Annotated in this window: 14 protein-coding genes; 9 read left to right on the top strand and 5 right to left on the bottom strand. The window is 40.1% G+C overall.

Going from position 1 to position 14,827, the window contains the following annotated elements; genetic code table 11:
* Positions 1 to 7: 7 nt before the first annotated feature.
* Positions 8 to 1,333 carry a radical SAM/SPASM domain-containing protein gene (locus RE317_RS09945; RefSeq protein WP_005853044.1) on the bottom strand — a complete coding sequence of 442 codons (1,326 nt, stop codon included), beginning with the start codon at positions 1,331 to 1,333 and terminating at the stop codon, positions 8 to 10.
* Between the two features lie 170 nt (positions 1,334 to 1,503).
* Entirely contained in the window at positions 1,504 to 1,665 is a 162-nt protein-coding gene (locus RE317_RS09950; RefSeq protein WP_005853041.1) for a hypothetical protein, read from the bottom strand.
* A 351-nt stretch (positions 1,666 to 2,016) separates the two neighbouring features.
* Here RE317_RS09950 and RE317_RS09955 point away from each other — a divergent pair, with 351 nt between their 5' ends.
* The 9 genes from RE317_RS09955 (at position 2,017) to RE317_RS09995 (ending at position 11,405) form a co-directional block, all read left to right on the top strand.
* Positions 2,017 to 3,900 (top strand): tetratricopeptide repeat protein, encoded by a 1,884-nt coding sequence (locus tag RE317_RS09955; protein WP_008670417.1) that lies wholly within the window; start codon positions 2,017 to 2,019, stop codon positions 3,898 to 3,900.
* Positions 3,901 to 4,063: 163 nt separating this feature from the next.
* Positions 4,064 to 4,477 carry a DUF3244 domain-containing protein gene (locus RE317_RS09960; protein ID WP_008670415.1) on the top strand — a complete coding sequence of 138 codons (414 nt, stop codon included), beginning with the start codon at positions 4,064 to 4,066 and terminating at the stop codon, positions 4,475 to 4,477.
* 34 nt (positions 4,478 to 4,511) lie between these two features.
* Positions 4,512 to 4,751, top strand: coding sequence for a hypothetical protein (locus RE317_RS09965; protein WP_005853034.1), 240 nt, complete (start codon positions 4,512 to 4,514; stop codon positions 4,749 to 4,751).
* A gap of 32 nt (positions 4,752 to 4,783) precedes the next feature.
* The gene (locus tag RE317_RS09970; RefSeq protein ID WP_022508140.1) at positions 4,784 to 5,698 is read left to right on the top strand and encodes a hypothetical protein; all 915 of its coding nucleotides are present in this window, start codon (positions 4,784 to 4,786) and stop codon (positions 5,696 to 5,698) included.
* A complete protein-coding gene (locus RE317_RS09975; protein ID WP_008670411.1) occupies positions 5,695 to 7,896 on the top strand; it encodes a peptidase domain-containing ABC transporter in 2,202 nt (733 codons plus the stop codon). The genes RE317_RS09970 and RE317_RS09975 overlap by 4 nt, the downstream gene beginning before the upstream one ends.
* 48 nt (positions 7,897 to 7,944) lie before the next feature.
* Positions 7,945 to 9,090, top strand: coding sequence for an HlyD family efflux transporter periplasmic adaptor subunit (locus tag RE317_RS09980; RefSeq protein ID WP_005853027.1), 1,146 nt, complete (start codon positions 7,945 to 7,947; stop codon positions 9,088 to 9,090).
* A gap of 48 nt (positions 9,091 to 9,138) precedes the next feature.
* The gene (locus tag RE317_RS09985) at positions 9,139 to 9,342 is read left to right on the top strand and encodes a hypothetical protein (protein ID WP_005853025.1); all 204 of its coding nucleotides are present in this window, start codon (positions 9,139 to 9,141) and stop codon (positions 9,340 to 9,342) included.
* Positions 9,320 to 10,831 carry a radical SAM/SPASM domain-containing protein gene (locus tag RE317_RS09990; protein ID WP_008670409.1) on the top strand — a complete coding sequence of 504 codons (1,512 nt, stop codon included), beginning with the start codon at positions 9,320 to 9,322 and terminating at the stop codon, positions 10,829 to 10,831. Before RE317_RS09985 ends, RE317_RS09990 begins: the two co-directional genes overlap by 23 nt.
* Positions 10,824 to 11,405, top strand: a complete 582-nt coding sequence (locus RE317_RS09995; RefSeq protein ID WP_005845663.1) for a cysteine peptidase family C39 domain-containing protein — start codon at positions 10,824 to 10,826, stop codon at positions 11,403 to 11,405. The genes RE317_RS09990 and RE317_RS09995 overlap by 8 nt, the downstream gene beginning before the upstream one ends.
* On the opposite strand, the gene RE317_RS10000 is transcribed toward RE317_RS09995, so the two are convergent.
* From RE317_RS10000 to RE317_RS10010, 3 genes are all read right to left on the bottom strand, one after another.
* The gene (locus tag RE317_RS10000) at positions 11,371 to 11,982 is read right to left on the bottom strand and encodes an outer membrane beta-barrel protein (RefSeq protein ID WP_229532117.1); all 612 of its coding nucleotides are present in this window, start codon (positions 11,980 to 11,982) and stop codon (positions 11,371 to 11,373) included. The genes RE317_RS09995 and RE317_RS10000 overlap by 35 nt on opposite strands.
* 398 nt (positions 11,983 to 12,380) lie before the next feature.
* Positions 12,381 to 12,542 (bottom strand): hypothetical protein, encoded by a 162-nt coding sequence (locus RE317_RS10005; protein WP_008670404.1) that lies wholly within the window; start codon positions 12,540 to 12,542, stop codon positions 12,381 to 12,383.
* 229 nt (positions 12,543 to 12,771) lie between these two features.
* Positions 12,772 to 14,826, bottom strand: coding sequence for an RNA degradosome polyphosphate kinase (locus RE317_RS10010; RefSeq protein WP_008670403.1), 2,055 nt, complete (start codon positions 14,824 to 14,826; stop codon positions 12,772 to 12,774).
* Position 14,827: the final 1 nt, after the last annotated feature.

The following is a 14,827-nucleotide window of genomic DNA, read 5'->3' on the forward strand; positions in this document are numbered from 1 at the left end:
TTATAATTTAATTACAATATTTTTTCTTCAAACGACCAAGATAATACTCCCGTATAAAAAGAGGAAGATCTATATCTAGTTTGTCTTTTTTGTTCGGACATTCAATATTATTTTTATTCCTAACACATTTCCACCAAGCATAAAAACAAGGACCTCCACATATAGCCAAATATTTACAATTAAGACAAACCTGATTATCAAAAAAAGCCTGTTTATCTATACCTTGTGTTTTTTCTTTATCCCATCTTATCTGTCCATTTTCATCAAGAAACCCCAATGCCGTTTCCGAAGTATAATCCTGGGCTGTACATTTATATACATTACCATCATAATTTATATTGGCATAGTTTATTCGATCCGCATAGCATGATATTCCACCAAATTTATTATAATTTGTATTAACAGACAAATTAAACCCTTCTTTTTTCAATTTAAAAAAATTCTCATCAAGATATCTTTTAACTATTTCATCATTACTTTCATTCTGATATGTTTGCCATATTCTTTGAAATTGTATAAAAAAGCGAGATCGCAAATTTTCAGGTATTTCACGAAGTACCTCACTAAAATCATGCTGAATATTATCAGTATTATAATTGATTCTCAATTTTATAACAGCGTCAGAACAACTATTGCACAATGCTATAGAATTTTGCAATATTTTATCAAATGATGGTTTCCCTCCTTGATTACGAATCTTGTCATGTGATTCTTTATCACCATCTAAAGTGATTTGGATTTTTTTCAAATCGATAGTCTTGCATTTTTCAATAACGCTACCTGTTAAAAAAAATCCATTTGTGGTTATTGAATTTGAAAATTTGACATGATGTTCTTCTGCAAGTTGCTTTATAAAAATTGATAGAGGATAGATAATCTTTTCAAAATAAAGTAAAGGTTCTCCACCAAACCAAGAAAGAACGAAATGTTTAGTATCTCCTTTTTCAAAAATATGAGTGGCCAAACACTTTATTCGTTTCACCGTTTCCGGTTGCATATAGCCTTTAGGATGTTTTTCATAACAATACCAACATCTAAAATTACAATTTTGTGTAGGATTAAGCGTTAGGTGCCATGTGCCATCATTGTTCACTTGTTTATTCAATGCTTTCAAATATTCTTTTTCGTCATCCATATTGGTAGTCAGGAAACGAGTTTTTATCAGTTTATGAGTTAACTCAGAGTATATTCCCTGCAAATCTGCATTTTGCATAATTTTTTTCATCAAATCATATTCATTCTTCGTCACAGTAAATACTGTACCAGTTACTCCATTCATGCAAATAATATTTCCCTCGTAGGGAGTATAATAGTTATAATCACTTTCTACCATAGCCACATTTTTAATTATACATCAATAAAATAAAAAGAGGTGTGCTAGTAAAAAAAATCACGCCATATAAGGCTAATCAATTTACTTCTGACACACCGTCTTTTACACAATGATAATTTAGTTTATCTTAATCAGATAAATATTTATCAAAAACATTTTTAAAAAGACAACTATAAACCCGAGTCTTGCTTCATATGGTCTGGTTTTGGAACACATCCACAATTTCCATTATGCCCACCTTCTGTTGTCTCCATCTCACTTTCAGTTATAGCATCCTCTTCAATAGCTTTTACTACAGATTCAGCTAAATCTTTTTCTGTACTTTTTTCCATAATAGTTTTTTTTTAATTAATACTGAATTATTTCTAACTGTATTGCAAATGTAATTATGCCTAGTCCGACAATTCCGGACTGAATAAAAAAAAGAATGTTTTTAACTTTTTTTGCATTAAAACAAAAAAGCTTACTATTCATCCCAAAGAAGCGTATTCTGTTCGCATTCAATAGGATCCAAAAAACATTTCCAACAAAAAGCTGCTGAAATTTAATAGAAAATTTTAGGAAATAAAAAGAGAAGACAGACTACACCTGTAACATATTTATAAGAATTCAACATCTTTCCTTTCACATCTCATATATAATACCTACATTTACTACCATTATATATAAAAGACATAATAACTATGAGAAAAAAGAGGGTTATAAATTGGATGGTAATACTAAGCATACTTCTTACAGGGTGCAAACAAAAAAAGGATACTTTACAAACTTTGTTGCCTCCACTGGTGAAGGCGGAACACATTATGTATGAATACCCGGATAGTGCATTACACATATTGCAAGAAATGCAAATGCCTGCATCTTCGGATAAATTGCAAAATGCTACATGGGCCTTATTACTAACCCAAGCTAAATACAAAAATTACATAGAAGAAGTCACAGATTCCACCTTAATTAATATAGCATACGATTATTTCATGAAAAAGGGAAATGCCCAGCGAAAAGCTATGACCCTATATTATAAAGGTGTATTATATGGAAAAGCAGATAAAACGCAAGAAGCGCAAGAATCCTATTTAAAGGCGATAGAGGAAGTAGAAAAGACGAAAGACTATCAACTGGCACATTTGATTTATAGTAGTATAGGAAATATATACCTATATAATTCGCTGAATGAATACGCATTGCAAATGTTCAAACAATCCTTGCACTATGCCCAGTTATCCGAGAACAAGGATTATATATGCTCTGCATATTACTATTTAGGAAAGGTCTATTCTGTATTATTTAATTTTGATAATAGCATCAAGTATTATAAAAAAGCAATTCAGATGGCTGATACTCTACATAATTATAAGGTATTAATAAACGGAACGAACCAATTAGCAGGAGTATATACCGAAACAAAAGATTATCAGCCCGCCCTATCTTATGCCCAAAAAGCTTTAAGACTAAAAGAAACAATTGAATTACCCCTAGAGAAAGGGTTAGAACAAAGTTACTTGGTTATTGGTGATATATATAGACGTATTGATAAAACAGATTCTGCCTATTATTATCTGAATAAAGCATTAGCTACTGATCGTATAGAAACAGTTTGTGCTGCTTATCAGGATTTATACCATCTAAGTAAAAAGAAAAAAGACTATGAAAAAATGAGTCAGTATTGTGATAGTATGATAGTTTATCAGGATTCAATTGAGATATTGAATAGGAATAAAGAGCTTATGGATATGCAGGAAAAGTATAACCAGCAAAAACTATTGAATGAAAAGAACCAGCTAAAAATAGAAAACAATACTATCATCCGTAATGTACTAATCACATTGGTAGTGGTATTCTGCCTGATAGCTATCCTTATCTATATATACCAGCGAAAATTAATCCGCAAAGAGCATATCATACAAAGGAATGAAGAAGAAATACAGCTGAATACCTTAAAAAGACAAGAGAATGAGAGAATAATCAGTCGTAACCAAAGCCGCATGAAGGAGCTGGCAGAACAAATGGAGGCGAATAAAGATGCACAGGAACAGTTGGAGGAGCAAAAGAATGTACTATCTGAAATAAAATGCCAAAATGAAGCCCTGCAACAAGAGAATAAAATGTTGCAGCAACATATTGATAAATATTCTTCTTCGCTGAATGAAAAGTCCAAAGAACTTGAAAGATTGGGACTTTTAGGAGAAGAAAACCAACGATTGCATGATCGTGAAAGATTCCTGTGTAACCAACTGATAAAAAAGACAGATATTCTTTACCGTCTAAAGACAAAGCCCCAATACATGAAAGACGAGCAATGGGAAGAGGTAAAGGAAACAATGAATCTATTATTCGATAATTATATAGTAAGGCTTTCCACTCTTGTACCTTCATTGACAGAAAGCGATTTGCAGATATGCTGCTTCATCAAGTTGGGAATAGCCAATCCGGGAATAGCTGATTTGCTGGGGATAGAATCGACTTCGGTATCTAAAAGAAAATTAAGATTGAAAGAACGTATCACTCAAAAGATAGGAGCATTCGGCAAAGGACAGACACTGGATCTGTGGCTATGGGAGTTCTAGGGAAGCAACTGTCCACATTCCGCATTCGCACAAAGAGGTAATATTCTAATTATTAGTATATTATCTCTTTTTTAATTGTCCATATAACGTACATATCCGGTCTATCTGTTTTTCATTCTAAATCCATAACTTTACAGCATAACAATCAATCAATAATATTATTATGAAAACAACTAAAGAATTAAATATTTGGAGTTTGCGTATGGTATTATTCACCATATTGCTTAGTGGTTTATCGGTGCAGAAAGTGTATTCTTTTTGTAATAGTACAGAAATCACGATGCATGGGAATTGGGAAGAAGTTCATGATAAAGTAGCAACACGAAGCCTGCCATCTATTCCCATCACAGCCTGCACCGATGGCCAGAACATCTACATTGAAAACACATCTCCGGACTGTGACATACAAATTACCATCACCGGTAATCAAACAGGAGAAGTGATGTATGAACAGTTAGTGCCCCAAGCACAAACAAGCTATATTATCATTTCCATAGCCAGTTTCCCATCCGGAGAATATACATTAGAACTAACTAGTGAAGATGGGAAATACTTGGTTGGAGCTTTTAAAAGATAACCCTAATTATTCACCCTAAAAAACTACAAAGACCATGAAACGAGTAGACCTTAAGAAAATCCTCTATATGGATTTTCTTATCCGGCACAAGTGCACAGGCACATCCAAGGAATTTGCAGCAAAGATGGATATGTCACGTTCCACTCTCTTTGAGTACATTGCCTATATGCGCGATGAACTGGAAGTGTGCATCCTTTTCGATAAATTCTTAGGAACATATTATTATGATGGCAAAAATCTATATACGTCATTAGGCTTTAAAGTAGTAGGATAATACGAATTGAAATGTGATGAGAAAAACGGGTCATGTTTGAATTTCTTTTTGATATAAAACCGGATGCAGGCAATGTATGTCCCACCACCCGACTGGCATGCTTGATTAGTGAACGGGGAAACAAGGTCTATTATACCGATACCTCCGACTCCGTTTTCACTACCGGTTTGCTGCGGAAAGGAATAGGACGCATCATTTATCCACATGATTTCCGATGGTTTACGCCACATTTGGCATTGCTGGACTATCAACTGCAAGATAAGCAGCAAGTATATAATGAATATGACATAAACTATCTGTTTATAGCCATAAACAAAACTGACAGAAAGATAGACCTAATGCCGGAAATGCCTGTCGTCACCCTGCCGCCTATTCCTTATAAATTGCTGCCGCAAGGTGCAAAAGACGACGATTTCATCGACAAACTGACGGAAATAAAAGAAGACCGTTCACGCACTGTTATTATAGGCTTGCTGGAAGACGAGGAAGAAGAAAGAAAAGTGAACACCCCCTCACATACGGAATCATTCTACAAAGCCATAAAGCAGAGTGCGAGCATCCATCCGCAATATCAATTCATCCTGCTGACCAATCATGGAGAGGTGGAAACCCGGTTGTTTTCATTACCGCCCAATATAGCCATTTACCGCCTGCCCCGCCTGCAAGCCCTGTTGCCCTTGTGCGACATGGCGCTTATCACCGGAGGAATAACCCACTGGACGGAATGCACCTTTGCCCATGTGCCCATGGCAGAGTTCACGCCACAGGAAATAAACAAAATTACCCCCGTGAAACTGGACAGGCAGATCATTGATCTACTGGCAAACCGGGAATACATCATAGAACGGCAAAAACACCTGTGCGCCTTCTTTGAGAGCGAAAGTGAAAGGATGAACGAAATAGCCGACTGGCTGATAAACAGAGTAAAACAAAAAAGACAATTATGAGCAAATTTCCATTCTACAAACAGTTGGACGGCATGGACTGCGGCCCCTCCTGCCTGAGAATGATAGCCAAATATTATGGAAAGACATTCTCCGTACAGCAGTTACGCGAGCAATCATACATACAGCGCACGGGAGTAAACTTGCTAGGTATCAGTGAAGCGGCAGCCAGCATAGGGCTGCGCGCCACCGGTATACGCACTTCAATGGAAAAACTGAAACAACAGTCAAAACTGCCATGCATCATCCACTGGAACCAGGAACATTTCGTGGTCCTCTATAAAATAGAAAAGAAAAGGGGCAAAACTTGGTTCTACATTGCCGACCCTGCCTACGGATTGCTGAAATATGAGGAACAGGAGTTGAAAAAATGCTGGATCAGTACCACACAAGGCGGAATAGAAAAAGGAATTGCCCTCTTGCTGGATGTTACCCCGCAATTTTATGAAGCGGAACCCATAAAATATGAAAAACTGTCCTTGTGGTATCTGTTTCACTATGTACGTCCCTACAAAAAGGCGATGATGCAGCTCATCATCGGCCTGCTGGCAGGCAGTTTGCTGCAACTGGTCTTCCCTTTTCTCACCCAAACTATTGTAGACCAAGGCATAGGGCACAGGAATCTGAATTTTATACAGCTCATTTTGGCCGCACAACTCATGCTGGTATTCAGCCGCACACTTATTGAGGTGATCCGGCGCTGTATACTGCTCCACATCAGTACGCGCGTCAACGTGTCGCTCATCTCGGATTTCCTCTCCAAGCTGATGCGGCTGCCCATGAGGTTCTTTGACAGCAAACTGGCAGGCGACTTGATACGCCGCATCGAAGACCACAACCGCATCGAGAGTTTCCTCACCCAGTCCGTGCTCAATATTTTGTTCTCTACCCTCACGGTAGTCATCTTCGGTATCGTACTGGCCATATACAGCTGGAAAATATTCCTCATTTTCATTCTGTTCAGCGCAGCCTATATGGGTTGGGTAAAGCTGTTCATGCGCAAGCGGGCCGACTTGAACAGGAAGAACTTTGAACAGATGTCCGTCAATCAGAATAATTTGATGCAACTCATCTACGGTATGCAGGACATCAAGCTGCTGGGCTGCGAACAGCAAAAACGCTGGGAATGGGAAAACATACAAGCTTCTCTCTTCCGCATTAATATGAGTTCACTCAACCTGGGGCAGTGGCAGCAGGTGGGAGCCGTACTTATCAACGAAGTGAAAAACGTACTGATAACAGTTCTCTCTGCCACCGCCGTACTACATGGAAGCATCACGCTGGGTGTGATGCTTTCCATACAGTACATCATCGGACAGATGCAAGGGCCTATCAGCCAATTCGTTTCCTTCATGCAGGACACGCAGGACGCGCAGCTCAGCCTGGAACGTCTCGGAGAAATACATGGCAAGCCCGATGAAGAGACAGAAGGCATGGACCAGGATACCCAAATATCAGGCAAAGACCCGATTCAATTGCAAAATGTAGTCTTTACTTACGGATCAGAAAAATCGAAACGCATCATCAAAGGGCTATCGCTGGACATACCAGCCGGAAAGACTACCGCCATCGTGGGCCTCAGCGGCAGTGGGAAAACAACGCTGATAAAACTGATGCTCGGATTCTATCCTCCCACCGGAGGAGCGGTGATGATAGGCAATCAGTCGCTACAAAAAATCAGTTTCAAGGAGTGGCGCAAACATTGTGGAGTAGTGATGCAGGAGGGATTCATATTCGGCGATACCATTGCCAACAACATAGCGCCGGATGGCAGCATGATAGACAAAGAACGCCTGCTGTATGCCGTAGAGATGGCAAATATACGCGAGTTCATCGAATCCTTGCCTTTAAAGTATAACACCAAAATAGGTAACACGGGGCAAGGATTGAGCCAAGGGCAGAAGCAGCGCATCCTGATAGCGCGCGCCATTTACCGTAATCCCGATTACCTGTTTTTTGATGAAGCGACGAATGCGCTCGATACGGACAATGAGAAAGTGATACAGGAAAATCTGGAGAGATTCTTCAAGGACAAAACGGTGGTCATCGTGGCGCACCGCCTGAGCACCGTAAAGAATGCCGACCAGATAGTGGTACTGAAAGAAGGGGAGATAACGGAACGGGGCACGCACGAAGAACTCATTGCCCGGCAGGGCGATTACTATAGGCTGGTGAAGAATCAGCTGGAACTGAGCGCTTAGGAAATTAAAAAACGAGAATTGAGAATTAAAAAATAATAGCAATAAGGTATGGAGGAAATCTATAAACCTAATACGGACGGACCGGAAAAGGTAGAAGTATATAGCCGCGAAAACAATGATATGCTGGGAGATATGCCCGAATGGTTGATCCATACGGGAAGCTACATCGTATATGGACTGATTGTTTTTCTTATTGCAGGCACGGCATTATTTAAGTATCCTGACACAATAAGAAAAACGATAACCATTGATGACTTGGGAAGTGCGGAATGGATCACTGCCAATCAGGCAGGAATGATAGACCGCTTTTTTGTGGAAAACCAATCACCTGTACAAAAGAACGACACGCTGGGCATACTGAAAAATACTGCCCTACTGGAAGACGTACAAACATTTTGCCGCGTACTGACCAAAATAGAATGGTACTACCGCACCAACGACATCAAGTACCTGCAAGACTATCCCTTTGACCTCATCATGGGTGAAATGTCTTCCGCCTACGAACAGTTCACCCAAGCCGTGCGTACGTGCGTGATGTATCAGGAGTTTGATATCTATCCGCAGAAGAAAAAATACCTGGATGAAGAACTCCGGATACTGGAAAGTACCGGTAAGGCAGATGCCATGGCGGTGCTGAATGTGAAACGCGAACTCTTTGAACTGGATATAAACCACCGGATGGAGACTGCCAAAAACCTCCGGATGCTGGAACTGGCTTACGAAAACATGGTGAACAGCCTCCGCACGTGGGACAAGAAGTACCTCATCAAAAGCCATCACGACGGCATAGTGGTATGGGGAAAGACATGGGGCATGAGCGCCCGGGTAAATGAAGGAGACACCCTGTGCACCGTTATCTCCAAGCAACAGGGGAATCCCCTCGGGCACATCACTCTTTCACAAGACGAAGTGGCGGAAATTGCCGTGGGTGACAAAGTAAATATCGAACTGAACAAATACCCCACCCACTCGTATGGCGTACTGCCGGGAAGAATCGCCTCCGTCTCTTTTGTGCCTTACAATAAAAGTTATGCCGTGGAAGTGGACTTTCCGGACGGACTGGTGACAACCAACAGAAAGGAAATAAAATATGAAATAGACATGTCCGGCCGGGCGGAGATCATCACTTCGAGCCGGAGCATACTGAGCAGGATTTTCGCACCCGTGTATGAATTGTTTTCCACCACGGAGTAACACCGTTTTTTTCACTACAGAGAATAACCAACTTAAACAAAGAAGAATATGAAAAAAGAAGACCCCGACAACAAGCAACCGGAATACACCCGCTATTCCGAAGATGAAGAACAAGTGCTGGACTTGAACGAACTGATGGACGTACAAGGTGGCATAGATGACAAGGAGTTATCCAAATGTGGCCTGGGATGCTATACAGGCGGATTCGTCGATCCTACAAAAACACAAGATGAAAATACCGGAAATGAATAAAGTATATGTGCTGAACCCTCATTATCATCTGAGACATGATATTCACAGGGTCGCATTATTCTCCAGTACGGGGACAGATACCGACTGCTCCCGGAACTGGCATACTTTTATTCACCCGCTGCAAGCTGTCATGCTGAGTTTTTTCACGTATGACAGACCTTTGCAGACAACTCTCCCTCTGCTGTGCGACTTCTTCTGCCGGAGCAAGGAGGAGATGATCAAATGGGTATCGGACTTCATTGATAATCCGACCCCCATTTATACCTCCTCCCAGCAGGGAGAAATTTATTTTCCCAAACGTATATTGATTGAAGCGGAAAAGGCAGGCAAAGCATTGCGTTTTGACCGGCTGCAAGCAAATTCTTTTGTCTGGAAAAAACTGGATCTTACTACAAGAAGGCTGTATTCCGGTCCGTTGCTCCTCACATTCATGCTGACCAACCAATGTGTCACGCATTGTAAGTATTGCTATGCAGATACATCAACGCAAATAAAATCCCCACTCACCACCCAACGCATGATGGAGCTGATCAAGGAAGCTTCAGACCTGCAAGTACAACAAGTAAATCTGATAGGTGGTGAAATATTCCTGCATAAAGACTGGAAAATCATATTAAAAGAATTGGTAAAACGGGGTATTGCCCCCGAATTCATATCGACCAAAATGCCTGTAACCCAAAAACTATTGCAAGATGTACAGGAAACAGGGTATCAGGGAATTGTTCAAATTTCACTGGATGCCATTCATTCCGAAATACTGACCGCCTCGCTGGGAGTAAACGGGAACTATGCCAAAGAGATGCTTCACGGCCTGCAATTACTGGATGACAGCGGACTGAATTATCAGATTTCATCTGTGCTGACCAACTACAATTGCCAAGTGAATGTCTTGGCGGAATTACTGCATGAATTATCTCATCTGAAGCATATACGCGACTGGCGTATTATCCCCGCCAGTAATTCCATATACAAAGAGTATAATGTATTTTCGCATTTGAAACCTACTAAAGCGCAAATTACAAAGGTATTCAACCAAATACGCCCTCTTCTCACACAGGTTTCCTTTCCCGTGATTTTAGGGAAAGAAGTAACCGATAAAAACTATCAAGATACCTGGGGTGGAAGCCGGTGTTTCAAAGGAAGCGAATGCTCTGCATTGACCACTCATATGTTTATATTGCCTGATGGTAAAGTGACTGTATGCGAGCAACTTTACTGGCATCCACAATTTATCATAGGGAATGTAACCACACAAAGTCTGAAAGAAGTCTGGCATTCCCCTCAAGCCTTGCACCTTTGTTCCTTGTCACGTCAGGATATCAACAAAGAGAGTCCATGCAGGGAATGCCGTCTTTTTGAAGACTGTTTCAGTTATCAGAACCGTTGTTGGAGTGATATCATAAAAGCTTATGGAAAGGATTGTTGGGATTTTCCCGATCCGCGTTGCTGTTTTGCTCCTGCCATGAAAAATAAATTAAGTTATGACTGAAGACGAACTTGACAGAATAAAAAAATCATTTGTCCGTTCCAGTGACGAATGTCCCATGGAAGTGGCCTGTCTGCTCACTGTCATGAAATACTATGGCGGTCAACAAGATGCACGCACACTAGCCGAATGGTGTAAAGTAGATGGAAAATATACGTTGATGGGTATGAAACAGGCAGCTATACGTGCAGGAATGGAAGCGGAAATCTGCTTGCAGAACATGGAACAATTGTCCACCAGAAAATTTCCTGCCATACTTTTTGCCATCAATGATTTCGAAGTACCGGGATATGTGGTTTGTTATGGCATTCATGAAGGCCGCTTCATTATTTGGGAGCCGGGATTCGGCCCTATGCAATATTGGGAAAACCAAATGAAAACATTATGGATAAGAGGAATAACTCTTACTCTGTTTCCCACCCACGAATTTATGCAGAAAACGGATTTTCAACTAAAATGGTGGGAGTTATATCCGTGGAGTAGGAAATGGAAAAGAAGACTGAACCGCTGGTATGAATATATCTGGCTAAATTATCCCTGGTTCAGGGAAATGGTAACACAGCTAAGACGGAAATGAATGGAGCAAGCCAAGTCCAATTATTCCATAGGGGCAGATTGAACCCCTTAGCCGTCAAACTAAGTTTTTTATTACATACGATTCTTTTGTTCTGTGGAGACCAAAGCCCCATAGTAGGTGATAAAACCAGCGAGGCAAAAATCTTATCATAGTCTGGTGCATTAATCATATTAATTAAAGCAATCGTAGGATCATCTTCTGAATAAGCTCCACTAAAAGAAATAATCGCATCTTTAACATATTGATATCCGGCTGATAAGTATACCCATTTATAAGTTGTTCCTAAAGTTATATTATGAGATAAAGAAGGTAATAAAAATGGATTACCACCCTCATATGTATACCGATTAATATACATTACATTACTTCGCAACTGAGCATAATATGGACGAGAGTATAATAGTTGCGCATCTGAATATAGTTGTATTGTTCCCATATTTGAACTAGTGCAAGGTAGAAGAATAGTGGAATAGCCAACTGAAGAAATTGGTAATACTCCTTTTGTTTCATTTGATTTTATATTAAAAGCTCCGGTTTGATCACTGATAGTACCTTGTAAAAAAGTAAAATCAGGCAAAGAAAACAACACTATATTGGCAAACTCTAGTGGCTGTTTTTTTTATCCACTATTATTCCACTAATCATCTGTGCATGTATGCAAAGAGAAACCAGTAAGAGGCAGAAAGTTATATATAATTTTTTCATAACAATATCAATTATTTATCGGTTAAACCGGAACGCAAATGACACAAATCTAACCTCCGGCAGGTTTATATCCATGCTGTACTGTTATTAATTTGTATCATTTGTGTTCCAATTTTAATTTATAGAACGAAATAAATCCGCGTTCCATCCATTAACTCCCATTTATCATCCGGTGGTATGATGGCGGATAATCATTATGTATCATGCATCGCCGCATCTTACATATCTTTTACAAACAGACCTGTTAAAACCGGATGTGTCAAAACTAAACTATCCGCTATATCCTCCTTGGGATTGGGCTGAAACATCTGAAGGATTTTTCAGCCCGAACTTACGGTGCATTACTTCCGGAGTCGTGGACGGTGGTTCGGGCAGACAAATATGTAAAAGTCCATTCCATTGGGAATATATGAAATGATAATCCTCAATCATACCACAAAATATTTGTTTATAGAATGGGATGACGGATGGAACACGGATTTTTTTACTTTACCTGTCATTGGGTTTGCAAGTACAAATTTAAATTTTAAGTCCGTTTTTGTCCGCTTCGTCCGTGTAGTTCGCATTCCATCCCCCCGTTTTATAAATTTCCATTTATCATCCGGTGGTATGATTGCGGATAATCATTTCAAATAAGATAAAATATGTTATTTCATATTCTTCATTTATTCTTCCCCTTCAAGTATTCATAAAAAGCATATTGCGCCCGTACCGGTTCTTCTTCCGGATTCCTTTTCAACACATTATTCAGATTTTCATCCACCCAACCGGCTTTTCTGTTATCTTTCAACTGAATAGCCAGCATATCTATCAGTTGTTGTTTCAGATCTTCGTCAAGAATGGGGGTAACGGCCTCTATACGCCGGTACAGGTTGCGCCTCATCCAGTCCGGCGAACCCATGAACAGAAGCGGTTTTCCTCCATGGTGGAAATACCACACCCGGGCATGTTCCAAAAAGCTGTCCACAATGCGAGTGATACGGATATTTCTGCTATAAGGCTGATTGGGAATCAAGCAGCAGATACCACGTACTATCAAGTCTATTTTCACTCCTGCCTCACTAGCCTTATATAATTCATCTATCATGGCAGGATCTTGCAGCGCATTCATTTTCAAGATAATCCGCGCTTCTTTTCCCGCCTTTGCCATATTTATCTCATATCCGATACGTCTTCTCAGTTCCGGCAGCAGATTAAAACGGGCTACCAACAAACGCTTGAATTTGGGTTCAGTCACTTCTTTCTGTAATACCCGGAATAAAGTATACAGATCATTCACAATAATCTCGTTGGAAGTGAACAAACCGGAATCAGCATATATCCGGGCAGTCTTCTCATTGAAATTTCCGGTACTGATATAAGCATAGCTGCGAGTCTGTTTTCCCTCTTTGTTATACCGCAGTACAAGTGCCACCTTGGCATGCACTTTCAATCCCGGTATACTGAAAATAATATGTATCCCCGCCCGCTTCATCATCTCGGCGGTAGCCAAATTGTTTTCTTCGTCAAAACGGGCCTTAAGTTCTACAAAAACAGTTACTTTTTTACCATTCTGCGCAGCAGCAATCAGCGTATTGATAACAACCGAGTTTTCCGCCACCCTATATTGGGTAATCATGATCTCCTTACAGGACGGGTCATGAACGGCCTCATACAGGAAATGGATGAAATGTTCAAAAGAATGATAAGGGAAATGCAACATCAAATCCTTCTTGCTCACATAACGGAATATGGATTCTTTCTCATCCAAACAATTCAATGTCATGGGACGAGGTTTCAATTGGGTACAAAGTTCCTTACTGGGATTAGGCAGATGAGCCAAATCCTCCAAGTTCAAGTGTTTGTCTCCCGGAACCAAATCATCACGATTGATGCCAAATGCATCGACCAGAAACTCCAGATAATCCGCAGGCATCTTTCGGTCATACACAAAACGGCATACAGCACCTATTTTACGCTTTTTCACCTTTTTACGCAACTGTTCCACCATTACTTCGGAACTGGTTGCATCATCCACGAAAATATCGGCGTCACGAGATATCTTGCAACAATAACTGCAATCCAAATCATAGCCCGGAAACATACGGTTGATATTCGCCTTTATAATATCTTCCATATACATCAGGTAAAAGTTTTCTCCCTGTCGGGGAAGTTCTATGAAACGGGGAACTTTGCTATAAGGCAATTTGATAATATAGTATTCCTTTTCCCCCGTGTCTTTGCGCGTCACGCGTACCGACAGATACAAACGGTTGTCACGTAAAAAAGTCTTGATTCGATTCTTGCATACCGGAACAGGTTGAAGATAGGGAAAAATTTCTTCCTTAAAGAAATTACTGATAAACTCCTGATGAAAAGGCTCTACCTCCTGTTTACTTTGATAAAAAATAATATGATGCCTGCGCAAAGCCGGAACAATCTTATGCTCATAAATGCGGATACGGTCTTCCATCTGGCTATTGACAGCTTCGGTTATCTGATGTATCAGGTGTCTGGCTTCTTCCTGTGTCATATCATCACTTTGGCCACCGGAAGCGATGGCTTTATGTTCCGCTACACGAATCTTGTAGAATTCCTCCAGATTAGAAGAATATATAGAGATAAAGTTAATCCGTTCATACAACGGAAGGGAGTCGTCATCCGCCTCCAACAACACGCGATAGTTGAAAGACAACCAACTGATATCACGCTTGAAATAATGATATTTGCTCTCCATA

It is taken from the genome of Phocaeicola sp. GP0067 (genome assembly GCF_031119655.1).
Classification (GTDB): Bacteria; Bacteroidota; Bacteroidia; order Bacteroidales; family Bacteroidaceae; genus Phocaeicola; species Phocaeicola vulgatus.